Annotated in this window: 20 protein-coding genes; 14 read left to right on the top strand and 6 right to left on the bottom strand. The window is 59.0% G+C overall.

The window, feature by feature from the left end:
* Positions 1–47: 47 nt before the first annotated feature.
* The 3 genes from SLH47_RS06970 to SLH47_RS06980 are packed head-to-tail and all read left to right on the top strand — an operon-like array spanning position 48 to position 2645.
* On the top strand, positions 48–431 hold the full coding sequence (locus SLH47_RS06970; RefSeq protein ID WP_320238746.1) for a DUF1304 domain-containing protein: 384 nt from the start codon (positions 48–50) through the stop codon (positions 429–431).
* 35 nt (positions 432–466) lie between these two features.
* A complete protein-coding gene (locus tag SLH47_RS06975) occupies positions 467–2314 on the top strand; it encodes an ABC-F family ATP-binding cassette domain-containing protein (protein ID WP_320238747.1) in 1848 nt (615 codons plus the stop codon).
* Entirely contained in the window at positions 2307–2645 is a 339-nt protein-coding gene (locus SLH47_RS06980) for a hypothetical protein (RefSeq protein ID WP_320238748.1), read from the top strand. Before SLH47_RS06975 ends, SLH47_RS06980 begins: the two co-directional genes overlap by 8 nt.
* Positions 2646–2708: 63 nt before the next feature.
* On the opposite strand, the gene SLH47_RS06985 is transcribed toward SLH47_RS06980, so the two are convergent.
* Positions 2709–3857, bottom strand: a complete 1149-nt coding sequence (locus SLH47_RS06985; RefSeq protein WP_320238749.1) for a hypothetical protein — start codon at positions 3855–3857, stop codon at positions 2709–2711.
* A 141-nt stretch (positions 3858–3998) separates the two neighbouring features.
* Between SLH47_RS06985 and SLH47_RS06990 the strand changes: the two genes are divergently transcribed.
* Genes SLH47_RS06990 through SLH47_RS07000 form a run of 3 tightly spaced genes read left to right on the top strand, consistent with a single transcriptional unit; the run spans position 3999 to position 5327 of the window.
* Positions 3999–4628 carry a MarC family protein gene (locus SLH47_RS06990; RefSeq protein WP_320238750.1) on the top strand — a complete coding sequence of 210 codons (630 nt, stop codon included), beginning with the start codon at positions 3999–4001 and terminating at the stop codon, positions 4626–4628.
* Positions 4629–4644: 16 nt separating this feature from the next.
* Positions 4645–5223: a TIGR02281 family clan AA aspartic protease gene (locus tag SLH47_RS06995; RefSeq protein WP_320238751.1), complete on the top strand. Its 579-nt coding sequence runs from the start codon at positions 4645–4647 to the stop codon at positions 5221–5223.
* A complete protein-coding gene (locus SLH47_RS07000) occupies positions 5220–5327 on the top strand; it encodes a DNA polymerase III subunit chi (RefSeq protein ID WP_320238753.1) in 108 nt (35 codons plus the stop codon). The genes SLH47_RS06995 and SLH47_RS07000 overlap by 4 nt, the downstream gene beginning before the upstream one ends.
* On the opposite strand, the gene SLH47_RS07005 is transcribed toward SLH47_RS07000, so the two are convergent.
* Positions 5328–6185, bottom strand: a complete 858-nt coding sequence (locus SLH47_RS07005; RefSeq protein WP_320238754.1) for an alpha/beta fold hydrolase — start codon at positions 6183–6185, stop codon at positions 5328–5330. It abuts the gene before it with no gap.
* A gap of 83 nt (positions 6186–6268) precedes the next feature.
* On the opposite strand from SLH47_RS07005, the gene SLH47_RS07010 reads away from it, so the two are divergent.
* Complete coding sequence (locus SLH47_RS07010; protein ID WP_320238755.1) at positions 6269–6811, top strand: TetR/AcrR family transcriptional regulator; 543 nt, start codon at positions 6269–6271, stop codon at positions 6809–6811.
* A 27-nt stretch (positions 6812–6838) separates the two neighbouring features.
* Positions 6839–7180: a hypothetical protein gene (locus SLH47_RS07015; RefSeq protein ID WP_320238757.1), complete on the top strand. Its 342-nt coding sequence runs from the start codon at positions 6839–6841 to the stop codon at positions 7178–7180.
* Here SLH47_RS07015 and SLH47_RS07020 read toward each other — a convergent pair.
* Positions 7174–7638 carry a DNA polymerase III subunit chi gene (locus SLH47_RS07020; RefSeq protein ID WP_320238759.1) on the bottom strand — a complete coding sequence of 155 codons (465 nt, stop codon included), beginning with the start codon at positions 7636–7638 and terminating at the stop codon, positions 7174–7176. The genes SLH47_RS07015 and SLH47_RS07020 overlap by 7 nt on opposite strands.
* The gene (locus SLH47_RS07025; RefSeq protein ID WP_320238760.1) at positions 7639–9108 is read right to left on the bottom strand and encodes a leucyl aminopeptidase; all 1470 of its coding nucleotides are present in this window, start codon (positions 9106–9108) and stop codon (positions 7639–7641) included.
* Between the two features lie 162 nt (positions 9109–9270).
* Here SLH47_RS07025 and lptF point away from each other — a divergent pair, with 162 nt between their 5' ends.
* From lptF to rsmA, 6 genes are read left to right on the top strand one after another with little or no spacing between them, the layout of a single operon-like run.
* The gene (gene lptF, locus SLH47_RS07030; protein WP_320238761.1) at positions 9271–10380 is read left to right on the top strand and encodes an LPS export ABC transporter permease LptF; all 1110 of its coding nucleotides are present in this window, start codon (positions 9271–9273) and stop codon (positions 10378–10380) included.
* A complete protein-coding gene (gene lptG / locus SLH47_RS07035) occupies positions 10377–11471 on the top strand; it encodes an LPS export ABC transporter permease LptG (protein ID WP_320238762.1) in 1095 nt (364 codons plus the stop codon). Before lptF ends, lptG begins: the two co-directional genes overlap by 4 nt.
* A complete protein-coding gene (locus tag SLH47_RS07040; protein ID WP_320238763.1) occupies positions 11468–13570 on the top strand; it encodes an LPS-assembly protein LptD in 2103 nt (700 codons plus the stop codon). The genes lptG and SLH47_RS07040 overlap by 4 nt, the downstream gene beginning before the upstream one ends.
* A gap of 18 nt (positions 13571–13588) precedes the next feature.
* Positions 13589–14809 (top strand): peptidylprolyl isomerase, encoded by a 1221-nt coding sequence (locus SLH47_RS07045; protein WP_320238764.1) that lies wholly within the window; start codon positions 13589–13591, stop codon positions 14807–14809.
* Entirely contained in the window at positions 14809–15774 is a 966-nt protein-coding gene (gene pdxA / locus SLH47_RS07050) for a 4-hydroxythreonine-4-phosphate dehydrogenase PdxA (protein WP_320238765.1), read from the top strand. Before SLH47_RS07045 ends, pdxA begins: the two co-directional genes overlap by 1 nt.
* Positions 15771–16631 (top strand): 16S rRNA (adenine(1518)-N(6)/adenine(1519)-N(6))-dimethyltransferase RsmA, encoded by an 861-nt coding sequence (gene rsmA, locus SLH47_RS07055; RefSeq protein WP_320238766.1) that lies wholly within the window; start codon positions 15771–15773, stop codon positions 16629–16631. Before pdxA ends, rsmA begins: the two co-directional genes overlap by 4 nt.
* On the opposite strand, the gene SLH47_RS07060 is transcribed toward rsmA, so the two are convergent.
* Together SLH47_RS07060 and SLH47_RS07065 are read right to left on the bottom strand one after the other, a co-directional pair.
* Positions 16626–17207, bottom strand: a complete 582-nt coding sequence (locus SLH47_RS07060) for a DNA topology modulation protein FlaR (protein ID WP_320238767.1) — start codon at positions 17205–17207, stop codon at positions 16626–16628. The two genes, rsmA and SLH47_RS07060, sit on opposite strands and share 6 nt — an antisense overlap.
* Positions 17204–17737, bottom strand: a complete 534-nt coding sequence (locus SLH47_RS07065; protein WP_320238768.1) for a DUF4167 domain-containing protein — start codon at positions 17735–17737, stop codon at positions 17204–17206. The genes SLH47_RS07060 and SLH47_RS07065 overlap by 4 nt, the downstream gene beginning before the upstream one ends.
* Positions 17738–17791 lie beyond the last annotated feature (54 nt).

A 17791-nucleotide genomic window follows, 5' to 3' on the forward strand; every position in this document is an offset into this window, starting at 1 on the left:
CGTGGTGGGCTAAGGTCGGAGGATCAGCAACACTTGGGACAAATACCATGCGAATTCTGGCCCTTGTCCTCATTGCCTTGATCGCCGCCCTGCATGTCTACATCGCCTATTTCGAGATCTTCGCTTGGGAGGTGACCGGCCCCCGTGTCTTCGCGTCCTTCCCGCCAGAGCTTTTCAGCCAAACCACAGCGATCGCCGCCAATCAGGGCGTCTACAATGCCTTCCTTGCCACCGGGCTGCTCTGGGCGCTGTTGATCCGCGATGATGTCTGGCAACGCAATGTGGCAACCTGCTTTCTGCTCTTTGTGATCGCGGCAGGGCTGATGGGTATGGCGACCGTATCGATCCGCATTTTCTTTGTGCAATCGGTGCCTGCGCTGATTGCACTCATCCTGCTCTTGTTAGCACCCCGGAAAACCGCAATTGTCTGATTGACCCTGCAGAGCTGATCAGGCAAAGCCCGCCCATGCTCAAGATTTCCGACATCACCTATTCTGTCGAAGGCCGCACGTTGGTCGAAAACGCGACCGTGACGATCCCGACCGGGCACAAGGTGGGCCTCGTGGGCCGGAACGGGTCGGGCAAGACGACGCTGTTTCGGGTCATCCGTGGTGAGATGGTGCTCGACACCGGCTCTGTCAGTCTGCCGCAAGGCTGGAAGATCGGCGGTGTGAGCCAAGAAGTGCCGGGTAACGAGGTCAGCCTGATCAACACCGTGCTCGCCGCCGACACAGAACGCGCGGCGCTCCTCGCCGAGGCCGAAACCGCCACCGACCCGCAGCGCATCGCCGAGGTCCAGACCCGCCTCGCCGATATCGACGCCTGGTCGGCAGAGGCGCGCGCCGCCACGATCCTGCGCGGACTTGGTTTCACGAACGACGAACAGAAAATGCCCTGCTCCGCCTTCTCCGGCGGCTGGCGCATGCGCGTCGCACTCGCCGCGGTCCTCTTCAGCGAACCGGACCTTCTGCTGCTCGACGAACCAACCAACTATCTCGACCTCGAAGGCGCGCTATGGCTTGAGGCCTATCTCGTCAAATACCCCCACACAGTGCTGATCGTCAGCCATGACCGCGAGCTTCTGAACCGTTCCGTCGGCGGCATACTGCATCTCGAAGACAAATCGCTCACCTACTACACCGGCCCCTATGACAGCTTCGCCAAACAGCGCGCGGCCAAGCGCGCCGTGCAGGCCGCAGCGGCCAAGAAACAGGAGGCGCAGCGCGCCCATCTGCAAGCCTTCGTGGACCGATTCAAGGCCAAGGCGTCCAAAGCCAAACAGGCCCAGTCCCGCGTGAAGATGCTGGAGCGGATGGAGACGATCCGCGCGCCCGAAGACGCCGCGCGGACGGTCTTCACCTTCCCCGAACCCGAAGAGCTCTCGCCGCCGATCATCGCGACCGAAGGAGCGGCTGTGGGCTATGGCAACCACATCGTGCTGCACGATCTCGACCTGCGGATCGATCAGGACGACCGGATCGCCCTGCTGGGCCGCAACGGTGAGGGTAAATCGACACTGTCAAAGATGCTCTCTGACCGGCTGCCCACCGCGCGCGGCAAAATGGTGCGGTCAAACAAACTGCGTATCGGGTTCTTCGCGCAACATCAGGTGGATGAGTTGCGGATCGAAGAAACCCCGCTCGACCACCTCTTCCGCGAACGCCCGAACGAAGGCCAGGCCAAACTCCGCGCCCGCCTCGCCGGGTTCGGCCTCGGCGCCGATCAGGCCGAAACCGAGGTCGGTCGGCTCTCCGGCGGCCAGAAGGCCCGCCTGTCGCTCCTGCTCGCCACCCTGCCCGCGCCGCACCTTCTGATCCTCGACGAGCCAACCAACCACCTCGACATCGAAAGCCGCGAGGCGCTGGTCGAGGCGCTGACCGCCTATTCCGGCGCCGTGATCCTTGTCAGCCACGACATGCACCTTCTGTCCATGGTCGCCGACCGGCTTTGGCTGGTGAAAGACGGCCGGGTCAAACCCTATGAGGACGACCTGCAGGCTTATCGCAAAATGCTACTGACGCCCGAAAAGCCTGCGGAGAAACCCAAACCGGCCAAAACCCCCAAACCCAGCCGCGATGCGATCCTCGCCCTGCGGGCAGAAGTCCGCAAAAGCGAAGACCGCGTGAATAAAATCAACGAGATGCGCGACAAACTCGCCAAAAAACTCGCCGATCCCGCGCTCTACGAGGACGGCAAGGCAGGCGAGCTGGAGACCTGGAACAAGAAATACGCCGAAGTCATGGACGGGCTTGAGCGGGCCGAGGGGCTCTGGATGGCAGCCCTTGAGAAACTGGAGAAGGCGGAAAATGCCTGAAAGCAAGAGCATCAGCATTTACGATTACATTGAACAGATGCGTCAACGTCCGGAGATGTTCACAGGCGGCTCTCTAGCTCCTATTGAAAACCTACTATTCGGCTATGAAGTCGCCCTCAACAACCACGGCATTGTTGAAGAGCATCACGGAAGGCGGTTTACCGTCTCCTCGTTCTCAGAGTGGCTGTACGAAACGAAGGGTTGGAGTACCAATCTCGGCTTTAGCTTTGCAATTGAAGAGAATACGCGAGAAACTGCGCCGCACTTGGATGTCTTTTTTGATCTTGTTTCTGAGTATCAGAAAAGCACAGCGTCAGGACAGTCCAATTAGTTTTTTGTCATCCGACAATATCTTCTGCCGGAGACTTCAGATTTCTGGAAATCTGATTTCAGTTCACCTTGTACCCGCTGCCCTGCGCGCTGGCTCCATCAGGCATCGTGGCAATTCCAACCACTCTGGATAACGTGGCGGCGGCAGATCAACCAAGCCTAATGCAATAAGCCTTTCTGCAGCTGCGCGATCTGACTGATAGTATTCTCCCACCGTCAGAACCGGGGTGTAATTTGGTTGTGTGCCCAGGCCAGCATCACCAAGCAACCCAAGCATAGCCACACATGTCGCGGCTTGTGATTGACAATGCTCTTCACACAGTCGGACGTTCGGCGTTGCCCAGGGATATCCTTCCGCATATCGACGGTAGTTGGTCGCCAAGGTGTCAATCTCCTCAGTGGTCGGAGGCTGAGGCGCATAGTCCGGTCCATAAGGCCCGATACTGATCAGTTCGGCCAATCGGAGCGTATGCTCGCCTATCTCGGATTGCATTGCGAGCCCTCTTTTGCCCTCATCAAACCAGCGCAACATGCCTCTTACTTCTAACGCCATCCAATTGCGCGAAATCAATGCCTGCTGAAACGCCTCTGCACGTTCAGTTGTCCAAAACTCCCCTTTCCAACGGGACGTATTTTCCTCGGCTTTTGCGGGATTCATCTCCGCGACTAAATCTGCAGTTACATGGGAATAGCCAAAAAACCATGTCACAATACGCGACACGTCAGGATCATCCTGGAGGTTTTCCGCAGCGAACTTGGCCAGTTCGATATCAATCGTATCATTGTTTACGATGCCTAATTCGACAAATGGGGCGAGCCGCGATTTCATTCCAGCGGCGATTATCACTTCAGCGTTGTCGATCCATTCTTCCGAAGTCTCTGCCTGTGCAATGCGGCGTAAAGCGCGCAGGGCCGGATAGCTTTCATGATCCACATTGAAGGGACGCAAACGACGCTCGTCTTCTGACGAGACTGCTGGAAGCAGTGCGAGAAATGCCTCTCGCGTTAGTCCTTCGTTGTGGAAAGTCCGCCGCACGAAAACCTGATTCAAAAACAGTCGCGCAGCAACATTCCCATCAGCAGCGAGTTCCCCAATCGTCCGCAACGCGGATTCTGGTTGATCCTCCGCCAACCACATCAAGGCAGCTTCACGCAGTGCGGGATCGTCTGCTCCCGGAATAGGTTCTGCTTTGGCGGGCGAAACGGCGATCACTACGCAAAAAAACGCAAATGCGAACACTCGCAGAATTGAAGCCTGAAATCTTTCCATAGTTGGAGTATGGGACAGGGCGCCAAGCCGTTCAACGCATTGCCCACTTGCCCCCGATGCGAAAACCCACCAATCATCCATTCCATGACCGAACTCCCCGCGCTCATCGCAGCCTTCACGACGATGTTTATCATCATCGACCCGCCGGGGCTGGCGCCTGTGTTCATTGCGCTGACGCAAGGCATGAGCGCGGCGCAGCGGCGGGCGATTGCGGTGCGGGCTTGCGTAGTCTCAGCGGTGCTGATGGTACTGTTTCTCTTCCTCGGCGAAACGCTCCTCGGCTTTATCGGCATCTCGATGGACGCATTCCGCATCGCGGGCGGCATCCTTCTATTCCTGACCGCTCTCGACATGCTTTTCCAGAAGCGTCAGGCGCGCCGTGAGGAAAACGCCGCCGAGGGTCAGGCAGACCATCACGATGACCCGTCAGTCTTTCCCCTCGCCCTGCCGCTGATCGTCGGGCCGGGCGCCATCACAACCATCATCCTGCTGGCGGGTGAGGCGCAAGGTGCTGCGGATTTCGGCGCGATAGCGGGCGTCCTTCTGGCCGTTCTGTTCATCGTCTTCATGGCCTTCCTGGCCGCCCCATCCATCGAACGGGCCTTGGGCAAGACGGGCCTCAACATCGTCACGCGCGTGCTCGGCATGTTGCTGGCCGCACTCGCTGTACAATTCGTGCTCGATGGGCTCAGGGGTTTTGGGATCGGCGGCTAGCGCCTATATCACCGTCATGAGTACAGATCAGATCATGCAATTGACCTACCTCGTCCTGCTGGGCGCAGCCATTGGCGGTTCTGCCATTGTCGCGGGGCGCAACAATATGGGCAAAATGGCCCAGCAAGCCGCCATCTGGGCGCTGATTTTCATCGGTGTGATCGGCGCTTACGGCTTGTGGGAGGATATCAGTGGCGACGTCGCAGCCCGCCAGACCGTGATGGATGACGGACAGATCGCGGTGCCGCGCAGCCCGGACGGGCATTATTATCTGACATTGGACCTTAACGACGTCCCGATCCGCTTCGTCGTTGATACCGGGGCGAGCCAGGTGGTGCTCAGCCGGGACGACGCGCGGCGCATTGGGATCGACCCTGATACGCTTAGCTATTTTGGTGCGGCGCAGACCGCCAATGGTGTGGTGCGGACGGCTCCCGTCGAAATCGCCAGCGTCGCCATTGGCCCCATGCAGGACCGCAATGTGCCTGCCGTCGTCAATGGCGGCGCGATGGATTCGTCGCTTTTGGGGATGACCTATCTGGGGCTTTACGACCGGATCGAGATCGCCAATGGTGAATTGGTGCTGACGCGATGAGAGCGCTGATCCTGCTGCTGACGCTCGCCGCCTGCACGCAAGCGCCAACGGAATTGCCTGAGGATTTCGACCCGACTTTCCAGTTCTTCATGCCCCACAACTAATCAGGCGATCAGATCGGCCCAGATCGCGCGATTTACCTCTGCAAATGGGGCAATGTGACCGATCCCGTCCAGATCATAGGCGTCCGGATCGACCACCATCTGGGTTTTGTCGGCGCCGCGATAGTAATCCATCAGCCCCCAGACCGATTTGGGCGGGATCAATGCGTCATCCTTGATCGCTACGACCTTCACCGGCGCTTTCACCCCGTTCCAGTCGGGCATCGGCAATTGGGTTCCGATGTCTCCGACAAAGAAACCCCGCGTCGTACACCAGCGCCGCCATTGCCAGAAGACACCTGCGGGGATGTCATTGCCAAAGCCCAAACGCTTCCCGGGCATGTAACCGGCCAAATAGGTGGCGGGCGGACCCACCGCATACCAATAAGCGGCCGCATAAACCTTGTAAGGGTATGGATGCCCCGTGACATGCGCAGGGCCCGATGCAATCGCGATCACGCGATCAATCTGATCGAGATCCTTCTGAAACGGCAGCATCATGCCCCCCAGCGAATGCCCGATCACCCAAAGCGGCACCTCTTCCACCAGACTGCGCACATGATCACGCGCCGCCTGTTGGTCATGCACGCCCCAGTCCGCCATTGTCGCTGTGGAGGTCTTCATCGATCCCCGCGCAGAGCTGGCGAAATCCCGGTAATCATAGGTCAGGCAGGCTATGTTGCGCGCCTCTGCCAGCCAGCGGGCAAACTTGGCGTAGTAGCGTTGTGGCACGCCGGTTGCACCGTGCAGCACCGCAACGGCCCTGGGGCGCGTATAGGTACCAAAGAAGCGCCCACGCAGCTTTTGGCCACCCGAATAGAACCACTGATCCTCGTATCCGATCCCTGCATGTACGTTCATCTCAGCACCCCACTCCGCTAGTAGACCGGTCGGTCCAAATCCAGCACTAGACCAATCGGTCTATTCATGCAAGAAGAGATTTCATGACCGACACCCGCACCAAACTCGCCATCGAGGCTGGCTTTCTGTTTCAGCAGAAAGGGTATCACGGTGTGGGCCTTGCCGAGGTTCTGGAACGCGCCGGTGTGCCCAAGGGCTCACTTTACCACCACTTTCCGAACGGGAAGGCAGACCTTGCCCTTGCTGCGGCCGAGATTGCCGCGCGAGAGGTTTTGCGCATTATCGACGCGTCATTTGATGAAGCAGATGATTACACGGATGGGGTAACAACGTTCTGCTACAAACTGGCAAAATACTTTGACATTCATGAAGGTAAGATTGGTTGCCCGGTCTCGGCGACGCTGCATGGCGGCCCCGACAACGCGGCCTTCCGCGAAGCATTGAGCGGCATTTTTGCGCGCTGGATGGACCGGATATCAGACCATGCGCAGCGGCTTGGGCAATCACCTGACGAAGCCTCGAGTGCTGCAAAACGTTTGTTTTTGTCTCTTGAAGGATCTTGGACACTGGCACGCGCGCGCAGCGACTCAAATGTGATCCGGGAGTTGCCAGCGCTCGTTTGCTAACTGAAATCGGCAGGTTGGGAGGCTCAGATGACTTGGCAAGACGTCGTTGATCTCGCCCAGCAATGGCCAGAAGTCATCGAAGCGACATCATATGGCGAACCGTCGCTGAAAGTCCGCAAGCGTTTACTCGCGCGACACCGCACAGCGGATGACAGCATTGTGCTGCTTGACGTACCACACGATGAGAGGGACCACCTGATCGAAATCCTGCCAGACGTGTTTTTTCGCGAAGCCCATTATGACGGGTACAACATCGTCCTGGCGAAGCTTGCGAATGCACCGCCCGAGACTATCGCGCGTTTGCTGGAGCGGCGTTGGCGCGGCTCGGCCAGTAAACGCGCCTTGTCAGAGTATGACGCGGCTCACTGATCCGGCTGCTTCTCGGCCTTCTTTGTCCAACGCCCGTCCTCTTGCGCCCAGTACTGCGCGGCACAGCCTGCTTCGGTCAGGGCCTTCCACAGACCACGCGCATGTTGCAGCGCGTCGCCATCATGTCCGTCAAAAAGGATACACGTCCGCTCAAGCGTGTTGACCTCATCCGGGGTCACTTCGGCACCCGCCACGCTCATCACGCAAGCGAAACCGTCGGCTGAGACATCGCCCAGCAGAACCGGCTGATCTGCATCATAAGGCCCACCGGCCAGACCATGGGGCGTGAACTGCTCTTCCGGGCCTTGCCACAGCACGTCATCAAGACGTTTCAGCAGCGCCTCATCCGTGGCGCGCACCAACACCCGCCACCCCGCGCCCCGCGCCTTACCCAAGAGCATGGGCAACGTTGCCTCAAGCGGGCTGTCAGTCAGGTGATAGAAGAACGCCGCGCCCACCTAGCCCTCATACTTGTCCGCGATCAAGCGGTTGAGCGCCATGACACCCCAACCCGTCGCGCCTGCCGGGGCCAAAGCCGTCTCTTTCTTCACACTTGCCGTGCCCGCGATATCAAGATGGCACCAAGGCACATCATCTTTGACGAAACGCTGCAGAAATTGCGCGGCGGTGATGGAGCCTGCCATGCGCCCGCCCACGTTCTTCATATCCGCAATCCGCGATTTCAGAAGCTCGTCATAGGCTGGTGCCAATGGCAGACGCCAGGCCCCCTCGCCCTCTGTCTTTGCGGCTTTGAGAAACGCGTCGCTCAACTCATCCGAGTTGGAAAAGACCCCGGCATTTTCATGACCCAGCGCCACGATGATGGCACCCGTCAGGGTCGCTAGATTGATCATCCCCGCGGGCTTGAAACGGTCCTGTGCGTACCAAAGGACATCGGCGAGCACCAACCGCCCTTCCGCATCGGTGTTGATGATTTCAACCGTGTCCCCCTTCATCGATTTGACCACATCGCCCGGGCGGGTGGCAGTGCCCGAGGGCATATTCTCAACCAGCCCCACCAGACCCACGACATTGGCATTCGCCTTCCGCAGCGCGAGCGTGCGCATAACGCCTGCCACGACCCCGGCACCTCCCATATCCATGGTCATGTCTTCCATACCCGCCGGGGGCTTCAGACTGATACCCCCAGTATCGAACACCACGCCTTTGCCGATCAGCGCAAATGGCGCATCACCCTTCTTGCCGCCATTCCAGGACATCACGACAACCTTCGACGGGCTGGCAGAGCCCTGCCCTACGCTGAGCAGCGTGCGCATGCCCAGTTTTTCCAGCTCATCCTCTTCGAGGATTTCAACCTCCAGCCCCAATTCCTGCATCGCAGCGAGCCGGGCGGCAAAGTCGTCGGTGGTCAAGACGTTCGCGGGCTCATTGGTTAGATCGCGGGTGAAGAACACGCCCTCAGCAATCGCGGCCATTGGTGCCGCAGCTTTTGCCACCTCTTCAGGTTTCGACACCATGAAGGTGATGGCACCCTCGGACTTCTTATCATCGGTCTTGTGGGCGTCGAATGTGTAGCCGCGCAAAGCCAGGCCAAGTGCGACCTCATCTGCGCGCGCCAAGGTCCCGGCGAGTACCAGCAGATCGCTCTCGCCTTGCGCCTTGGCCAGACCAGCCCCGGCCTTTCGCGCCTCCATCACCGAGGGGCGGCGGGGGAGTTTGACAACACAGAGAGCGTCGGCCGCAAGCCCTGCCGGAAATGCGAGCTGTGTCACATCCCCCGAAGACATCTTGTCAAACCGGTCGCTTTCGACAAACCGCGCGAGCGCCTTCTTGGTCAACCGGTTGACACGGCGCGCACCCGCATCAAGGCGGGCATCTGGCCCGACAAACACCACAACCTTGCCGCTGGCCTCTGCCACGATGTCAAGGTCAACCTCTTTGAACTGGATTTCGGCTGGTGTCGTCATAAGCACTCCCTGCGCGTCAATGAATTGTCCGCAATACCTAGCCCGGCCCGCTGGTATTGACCAGATAGCGGTTCAATCCACCGCACCAATCGGATAGCCTGCCGCGCAAGAAGGCAGGACACACAAACAAAGGACAGTTCATTGGCGCGATTTGACAGATATATGCTGTCACAACTGATGGTGCTGTTTGGGTTTTTCAGCCTTGTTCTAGTGCTGATCTACTGGATCAATCGGGCCGTTGTCCTGTTCGATCAACTGATCGCTGATGGGCAATCAGCAACCGTCTTTCTGGAGTTCACGGCGTTGACGCTGCCCAGCGTCATGCGGCTCGCGCTACCTTTGGCGGCCTTTGCCGCGGCGGTCTATGTCACTAATCGGATGACCACGGAATCTGAGTTGGTTGTTGTGCAGGCCACAGGCTATTCCGCCTTCCGCCTTGCGCGCCCTGTTCTGTACTTTGGACTGATTGTTGCGGTCCTCATGTCGCTGTTGATGCATTTCCTGGTTCCCATGAGCCGGGCACAATACGACCAACGGTTGGCCGAAATCTCGCAAAGCGTGACGGCCCGATTGCTGACCGAGGGCCAGTTTATCGAACCGGCAAGGGGCGTGACCTTTTACATCCGCGAAATCACGCCTGCGGGCGAATTGCAGGATATCTTTCTGTCCGACACGCGCAGCAACGCCGAACATGTGACCTATACGGCCTCGCGCGCGTATCTGGTGCGGGATGGCGAAGACACACAACTGGTCATGATTGACGGGATGGTCCAAAACCTGCGGCTTGAGGACGATCGGCTGTTCACAACGGCCTTTGCCGATTTTGCCTATAATGTGGGCAGCCTGATCAACACTTCAGGCAACGCGAGACTGCGGTCCAGCCACCTGTCAACTTGGCAACTTCTGAACCCCACGCCAGAAATTCAGGCGGCAACACGCGAAGAAGCCGCACCCCTTCTGTCTCGCGGGCATGACAGGTTCAATCAGGCCCTTCTCGGCACAGTGGCCGCGCTGCTCGGCTTCGCTACCTTACTGATCGGGAATTTCAGCCGCTTTGGTGTCTGGCGTCAGATTGTCGCTGCGATCTGTTTGATTGTGGTGGTCAAGGGCGTCGAGTCAGCCGGGCTAAATGCCGCGCGCAATGACGCAAACCTTTGGTTTGCAACCTATCTGTCAAGCATCGCGGGCTTCATGATTGTCTGGTTCCTGCTGTATTGGGCTGGCAGGCCAAACCTGTTCAAGCGCCGAGTGCGGGACATCGCCGCCTCATGATCTTGCACCGCTATTTCGCACGCCGTTTTTTAATGACCTTTCTGGGCGTCTTCACGGTGTTCTTTCTGATCATGATCTTTATCGATCTGACCGAGCAGTTTCGCCGCCATGGGCGGTCTGACGCCACAATGGTTGAGATCGTCACCCTGTCTTTGCTGAACATACCGCAAGCCATCTATCAAATCCTGCCTTTGATCATGATCCTTGCAACCATTGCGCTGTTTCTCAGCCTCGCGCGCTCATCCGAGATGGTCGTGACGCGGGCCGCGGGGCGATCGGCCATACGGGCCCTCGTTGCGCCGCTGATTGTGGCCCTGTGCCTCGGCGGGTTGGCCGTGGGTGTGCTGAACCCGATCGTCGCCAGCACATCGAAGGAATACGAGCTCCGGAGCGGCGCCTTGCGCGGCGATAGCTCGGTCGTGTCAATTGGCTCGTCCGGGCTGTGGTTGCGTCAGGGGAACGCTGAAGGTCAGACCGTGATCCGCGCGCAAAGAGCAAATCTTGATGGAACGATCCTGTCGGACGTCACGTTTATTACGTTTTCACCCCAAGGCCGCCCGGTTCAGCGGGTGGACGCGGACACGGCCCGGCTGACATCCGGTGCCTGGCAGCTGACCGCAGCCAAAAGCTGGCTGCTGGGCGATGACGACGTACCTGAAGCGAATGCTGTGCTCCAAAACACGCTTGACGTCCCCTCGACCCTGACGCCCGATCAGATCCGCGACAGTTTCGGCACACCATCCTCGATCCCTATCTGGGAATTGCCGGCCTTTATCGCGCGTCTGCAAACAGCCGGGTTTTCCGCACAACGTCATCTCGTTTGGTTTCATACAGAACTGGCCCTCCCCGCCTTCCTTGTCTCAATGGTCATGATCGGGGCGAGCTTTACCTTGCGCCATCAGCGCGGCGGCCGCACGGGATTGATGGTGATGTTTGCGATCCTGCTGGCCTTCGTGATCTATTTCATCCGCAATTTCGCGCTTGTGCTAGGGGAGAACGGCCAATTGCCGGCGATTCTGGCAGCATGGGCCCCGCCGCTGGCGGCAATGAGCCTGTCCATGGGTATCCTTTTGCACAATGAGGATGGATGATGCGGTGGCTGTGGCTGGCGATCTGCCTCATCTGGCCCTGCGCAGGCCTTGCGCAAGGGGCTGCAACGCTTGTTGCTGATCGCGTAACACTGAATGATGAGGGGCAATTGGTTGCCACTGGCAATATCGAGGTCCTTTATCTCGGCGACCGGATGCGCGCGCAGCAGATTATCTACGACCAGACCACGGACCGGCTTCAGATCGTGGGACCAATCGTTATTCAGACGGCTGACGGGACGGTTCTGACCGCTGATCAGGGCACGCTTGATCCACGGCTTGAAAACGGCATTTTGCAAGGTGCCCGGATCGTTCTTGATCAGCAATTACAACTTGTCGCCAATCAGATCGATCAGCGCCAAGGGCGCTACTCACAGCTTTACAAATCTGCTGCAACATCATGTCAGGTTTGTGGGAACCGCCCTCCATTATGGGAAATCAGGGCAGAACGCGTGGTCCATGACCAGCAGGAACAGCTCCTGTACTTTACCAATGCCACCTTCCGTATTCGCGGTGTTCCAATCCTCTGGCTGCCGCGTATGAGACTGCCCGATCCGTCATTGGACCGCGCGACGGGTTTTCTGGAACCTGAACAACGCAGCACCACGCAGCTCGGTACGGGGATCAAGATCCCTTACTTTGTAACACTGGGCGACCATGCGGATATCACGATCACGCCCTACATTTCGCCCGAAACGCGTACGCTGGAGCTGATCTACAGGCAGGCCTTCGTTGGCGGGCGAATTCGCGCAGACGCCGCCGTGAGTGACGACACGCTAAGAGAAGACAACCGCTCTTACATCTTTGCCGAAGGTGCCTTTGATTTGCCAAATGACGTGCAACTCAGATTTGATATCGAAGCGGTCAGCGACCGCGCCTATCTACAAAACTATGGGTATTCGGGAAAAGACAGGCTTGACAGTGCAGTCTCACTTTTGCGGGTGACTGATGCGACGCTCGCCCAGACGCGGCTGACCTATTACCAGACCTTGCGCGATGATGAGGCGAATGACTCGCTCCCACCACTCATTGCCGACGCACGTTATCAAAGTCGCAGCCGGCCCGCCTTTGGTGGCACATTGACCTTTGATGCCAGCCTCGACGCCGCATACAGGTTCAGCAACACGGATGGTGAGGACGGGCGGGATGTCGTCCGTGGCGGCCTACGCGGTGAATGGCAGGAGAGTTGGGTTCTACCAGAAGGTTTGGTTGCCAATGTCCAGACCGATTTGCGCGGAGATATCTATCGGGTTGCGGACGATGCCGCCTTTCCTGACACGGATGTTCGCGTCGTGCCGGGCGTGGCAGGCGTGTTGCGCTGGCCATTGGGTCGGTCTGGTCCCACGGGCATTCAGCACCTGGTGGAGCCTGCGATCAGCGCGTCATGGTCAGAAGCCTTTGGTGGTGAACCACCAAATGAGGACAGCACGCGCAGCGAACTGGATACCGGCAACCTCTTTGATCTGTCGCGTTTTTCCGGCGATGATGCGGTGGAAACCGGCTCTCAGCTCGCAGCGGGGCTGAACTGGTCACGGATCGGGCGCATTGGCACAACTTCAACACTGTCTTTCGGGCGGGTCTGGCGCAACGAAGGAGATTCCGAATTCACGCAATCCTCGGGCCTGGAGGAGGTGCAATCAGACTGGCTCGTGGGCGGGCAATTGACCATCCCGGGCGGTTTTCTACTGGATGCACGCGGGTTGATTGATGACAATAGCGGGCTGAACCGCGCAGATGCACGCATGACCTGGCGCAACCGAACGATCGCGCTGGATGCCTCCTATATCTGGCAAAGCGCCGACATTGGCGAAGACCGCCCCGACACGATCTCCGAATGGACATTTGATGCTGATTTCGATTTGAGCGCCGCCTGGTCGTTGGGAGTTGACGCGCGTTATGACATTGCAGCCGACAGGCCCGTGCGCAGCGGCATCGGTTTGGAATGGCGCAACGAATGCGTGAGGATTAACGTTTCCGCCTCGCGCAGGTTCACCTCTTCGGATACTGTTGAACCCACCACCGATTACCGGTTAAGTGGCGCCATCATAGGATTTTCGACAGGGCGCGCCGGGGGCGCCCCTGCCGGTGCCTGTCGAAATTAACAAAGGACAGAAAACAGCATGCGTGCGTTTGGTTTGAGGGCTGCGCTCTTGGCGATGGCGGCAACGATCGGTTTTGGATCGGCAAGCCTCGCCCAAGGGCAGTTGACGCCCGCGATCACTGTCAATGACCGGGTCATCACGCAGTTTGAGCTGTCGCAGCGCGTGCGGCTTTTGGATGTATTTAACACCACCGGTGATCTGAATGAAATCGCACGGAATGGCCTCATCGAAGACCGGCTGAAGCAACAGGAAATGGACCGCGTCGGGTTGGAGATTTCCGAGGAGGCGTTGCAAGCCGAACTGGAGGCATTCGCGCAAAGGGGCGATCTATCGCTTCCGCAGTTTCTGCAGGTTCTGGCGCAGAACGGTGTGCAACCACAGACGCTGCGCGACTTTGTCGAAGTCGGCGTCACTTGGCGTCAATATATCCGGGCGCGTTTTGGGCGGCAGGTGAATGTGACAGATGCCGATGTCGAACGTGCCATTGCAGCACAAAGCGGTGCGACCTCCGAGTTGCAGGTCTTACTAAATGAAATCATCATCGCTGCACCTCCTGACCGTGCCGCTCGGGCTCTGGAAGTTGCCGAAATAATCTCGGATTTTCGGACCTTTGCAGAGTTTGAAGACGCCGCACGCCAAGTCTCGGCCCTGCCATCGCGCGACAATGGCGGGCGATTGGGGTGGCTGCCAATAACGAATTATCCACCGCAAATCCGCGCGATCATTCTTGATCTGGAGCCGGGTGAAGTGACCGAACCTCTGTCGATCACCAACGGCATCGCACTGTTCCAGTTGCGCGGTACGCGTGAGGCGGCTTTGCCCGTCACCCCACCTGTCAGCATTGATTATGCGGCCTATTACATTCCCGGCGGTCGGTCCGAGGCCGCCTTGCGCGCAGCGGCACAGATCCGCAACCGCGTCGACACCTGTGATGACCTTTATGGCGTGGCGCGTGGCCAACCGGCGGAGGTGCTTGACCGCGTTTCGCTTCCGCCTTCCGACATCGCAAGTGACATCGCGCTTGAGCTTGCGCGGCTGGACCGGAACGAGGTCTCGACAAATCTGACCCGCAACAACGGGAACACGCTGGTGTTTCTGATGCTGTGCGACCGCGTAAATGCCGGCCAAGGCAGCGCCAACCCCGACACTGTGCGCAACCAGATTCGCAGTCAGCGTCTTACCGCTTTGGCAGATGCGCTGCTGGAGGATTTGCGCGCCTCGGCCGTCATCCGCAACTAATGAAACCTATTGCCATCAGTTGCGGCGAACCGGCAGGCATCGGGCCAGAGATCGCGGCCACTGCATGGAAACGTCTGCACGGCGATATCCCGCTTCTCTGGATCGGGGATCCCACGCATCTGCCGCCTGATCTGCCAATCCAGCTGGCGGGTCGCGAGGATGAAATCGCAAAGATCAGCCGCAATGCTTTGCCCGTTCTTGCTGAGGATTTCGGCGCGCCAGCAACACCCGGCGCCCCCAATCCAAGCCATGCCGCACACGTCATCGCGGCGATTGCGACTGGCGTCGATCTGGTCAATGATGGTGTCGCCAGCGCCCTTTGCACCGCGCCCATTCACAAGGCCGCATTGATGGACGGGGCCGATTTCGCTTATCCGGGCCACACCGAATATCTCGCCGCACTTGCAGGCGTTGATCGGGTGGTGATGATGCTCGCCAGTGATGATTTACGGGTGGTGCCAACTACGATCCACATTCCGCTCGCCGATGTTCCCGCACAACTCAGTGCTCGCCTGCTGACAGATTCGCTTTTGATCACGCATGCCGCCTTGCGCCGCGACTTCGGAATTGAGCGCCCGCGCATTGCAGTGGCGGGTCTGAACCCGCATGCGGGTGAGGATGGCAAAATGGGGCGGGAGGAGATCGAAGTGATTACCCCCACGCTCGAAGCTTTGCGCAGTGAGGGCCTTGAGATCATCGGGCCGATGTCCGCTGACACGATGTTTCACCCAAATGCGCGCGCACGTTACGACGTCGCCGTGTGCATGTATCACGATCAGGCACTCATCCCTATCAAGACCCTCGATTTCTCTGGCGGCGTCAATATCACGCTCGGCCTTCCGTTCATCCGCACCTCGCCCGATCACGGGACTGCGTTTGATATTGCGGGCAAAGGCAAGGCTGACGCCACATCCATGATCGCGGCCATCAGGACCGCCGCGCAAATGGTCACGCAACAGGGATGAGCGGGATCGACACCCTGCCCCCCTTGCGTGAGGTGATCGCAACCCACGATCTGGCTGCAAAGAAATCGCTGGGTCAGAACTTTCTGCTTGATCTCAACCTTACCGCCAAGATTGCCCGTTTGGCAGGCGACCTGAGAGGGGCCGATGTGCTTGAGGTTGGTCCCGGCCCAGGTGGCCTCACCCGCGGGCTCTTGGCCGAAGGCGCGCGGCGTGTGCTTGCGGTCGAAAAGGACCCGCGCTGCGTGCCTGCCCTGGCGGAGATCGCAGCGGCCTATCCGGGACGGCTCGAAGTAATCAACGATGATGCGCTTGAAATCGACCCGCTCATGCACCTGACCTCCCCGATCAAGGTGGCGGCCAACCTGCCCTACAATGTCGGGACCGAGTTGCTGGTGCGGTGGCTCACACCACAAGACTGGCCACCCTTCTGGACAAGTCTGACGCTGATGTTTCAGCGCGAAGTGGCTGAACGCATCGTGGCGCAGCCGGGCAGCAAGGCCTATGGGCGTCTCGCGCTCCTTTCTCAATGGCGCAGCGATGCGCAGATCGTCATGACACTGCCGCCAGAGGCGTTCAGCCCACCGCCCAAGGTACACTCTGCCGTTGTTCATCTGACCGCCCTGCCCGCCCCGCGTTACCCAGCAGATGCGGCCATGCTCAGCAAGGTTGTCGCCGCGGCCTTTAATCAACGCCGCAAGATGCTGCGCTCCGCGCTAAAACCACTTGATCCGGCCATCGAAGATCATCTGCAAGCCGCCAGTATTCCGCCTACCGAGCGGGCCGAGCAAGTCTCACTTGAGGCCTTCTGCGCCCTCGCCCGCAGTCTGAGCGCGGCTTCGTCCCGGACCTCATCATAGCGCTAACTGCTGCAGAAACACGCGTATCTCAGCCCTCTTTGTAAGGCGTAGAACGGGTATGTCGGTATCGGCCAATGCGCCGACAATGGCACGCCGAAACGACGCGCCGCCGGTCAGGGCCCGCCATAAGAACCGCATTTGTCGCGGGCCAGGCCAATCACGATTTCCCGTCGGATGTTCAGGGCGCACGCGCCCGAAATAATGTACGCTACGAGAAAACACCCGCCAGGCGCGCAAAGGACCGGGCACATCCAGCCAGATGACTAATGTGGCGCGCGCAAGGACCGGCCCTCCGAGAATTGACGGCCCACCATCAAGTATCCATCGGTCTTCCTGCACCGCTCTGCAAAGCGCGGCTTGCACCTCGCTCCTCGGCCGTTGGCGCCAACCCGACATCAAGGCCAGCGCATCTTTGTGAATGACGGATGCATCAAGTGCCGTTCCCAGATGCTGCGCCAACCAAGTCTTGCCCGCGCCATTTGCGCCCACAATCACAACGCGGTCCAGCATCGTGCCGGACACTTCTTCGATGTCCAAAAAATAAAGCCCCCCGAAATCGGAGGGCTTGGTGTTCATTCAGCGGCCTCTGGGGCCACCCCGTCATCCGGCGAAGGTTTGGGCGCATCGCCCCCACCCTCGGGATTACGCGGTTTTCGTGGACGGCGTGGACGCTTTGGTTTTTCCTCAGGTGTCTCAACCAGCCCGGAATCCTGTGGCTCGGCCACATCAGGCTGTTCCATTGAGGCCGGATCATTCGCCGCCGCCTCTTGCGCTTTCAAACGCTCCTGACGCTCACGATCACGCTCGGCCTGACGCTGGCGGTTTTGCTCTTCCTGCTCTTCGCGCTTCGCCTCGACCTCGCGCTGCGCCTCTGCCAAAAGCCGTGTGTAATGCTCAGCGTGCTGCGCATAATTCTCTGCATCCACACGGTCGCCGGACAACACGGCGTCACGATGCAGCTGATTGTATTTCTCGATAATCTGTTGCGGCGTACCGCGCACCTTGCCATCGGGACCCTGGCTGTCAAACACCCGATTGATGATGTTGCCACCTGACGGGCGGTTATTGCGGTTTTTATTCCGCGACCGTGACTTCGATGATCTCATAAGTAGATTTAGCCTTTAGCTGTCGTGACGCTGGCCGATGCGCGCCTCTTGCGC

It is taken from the genome of Cognatiyoonia sp. IB215182 (assembly GCF_033963905.1).
Taxonomy (GTDB): Bacteria; Pseudomonadota; Alphaproteobacteria; order Rhodobacterales; family Rhodobacteraceae; genus Yoonia.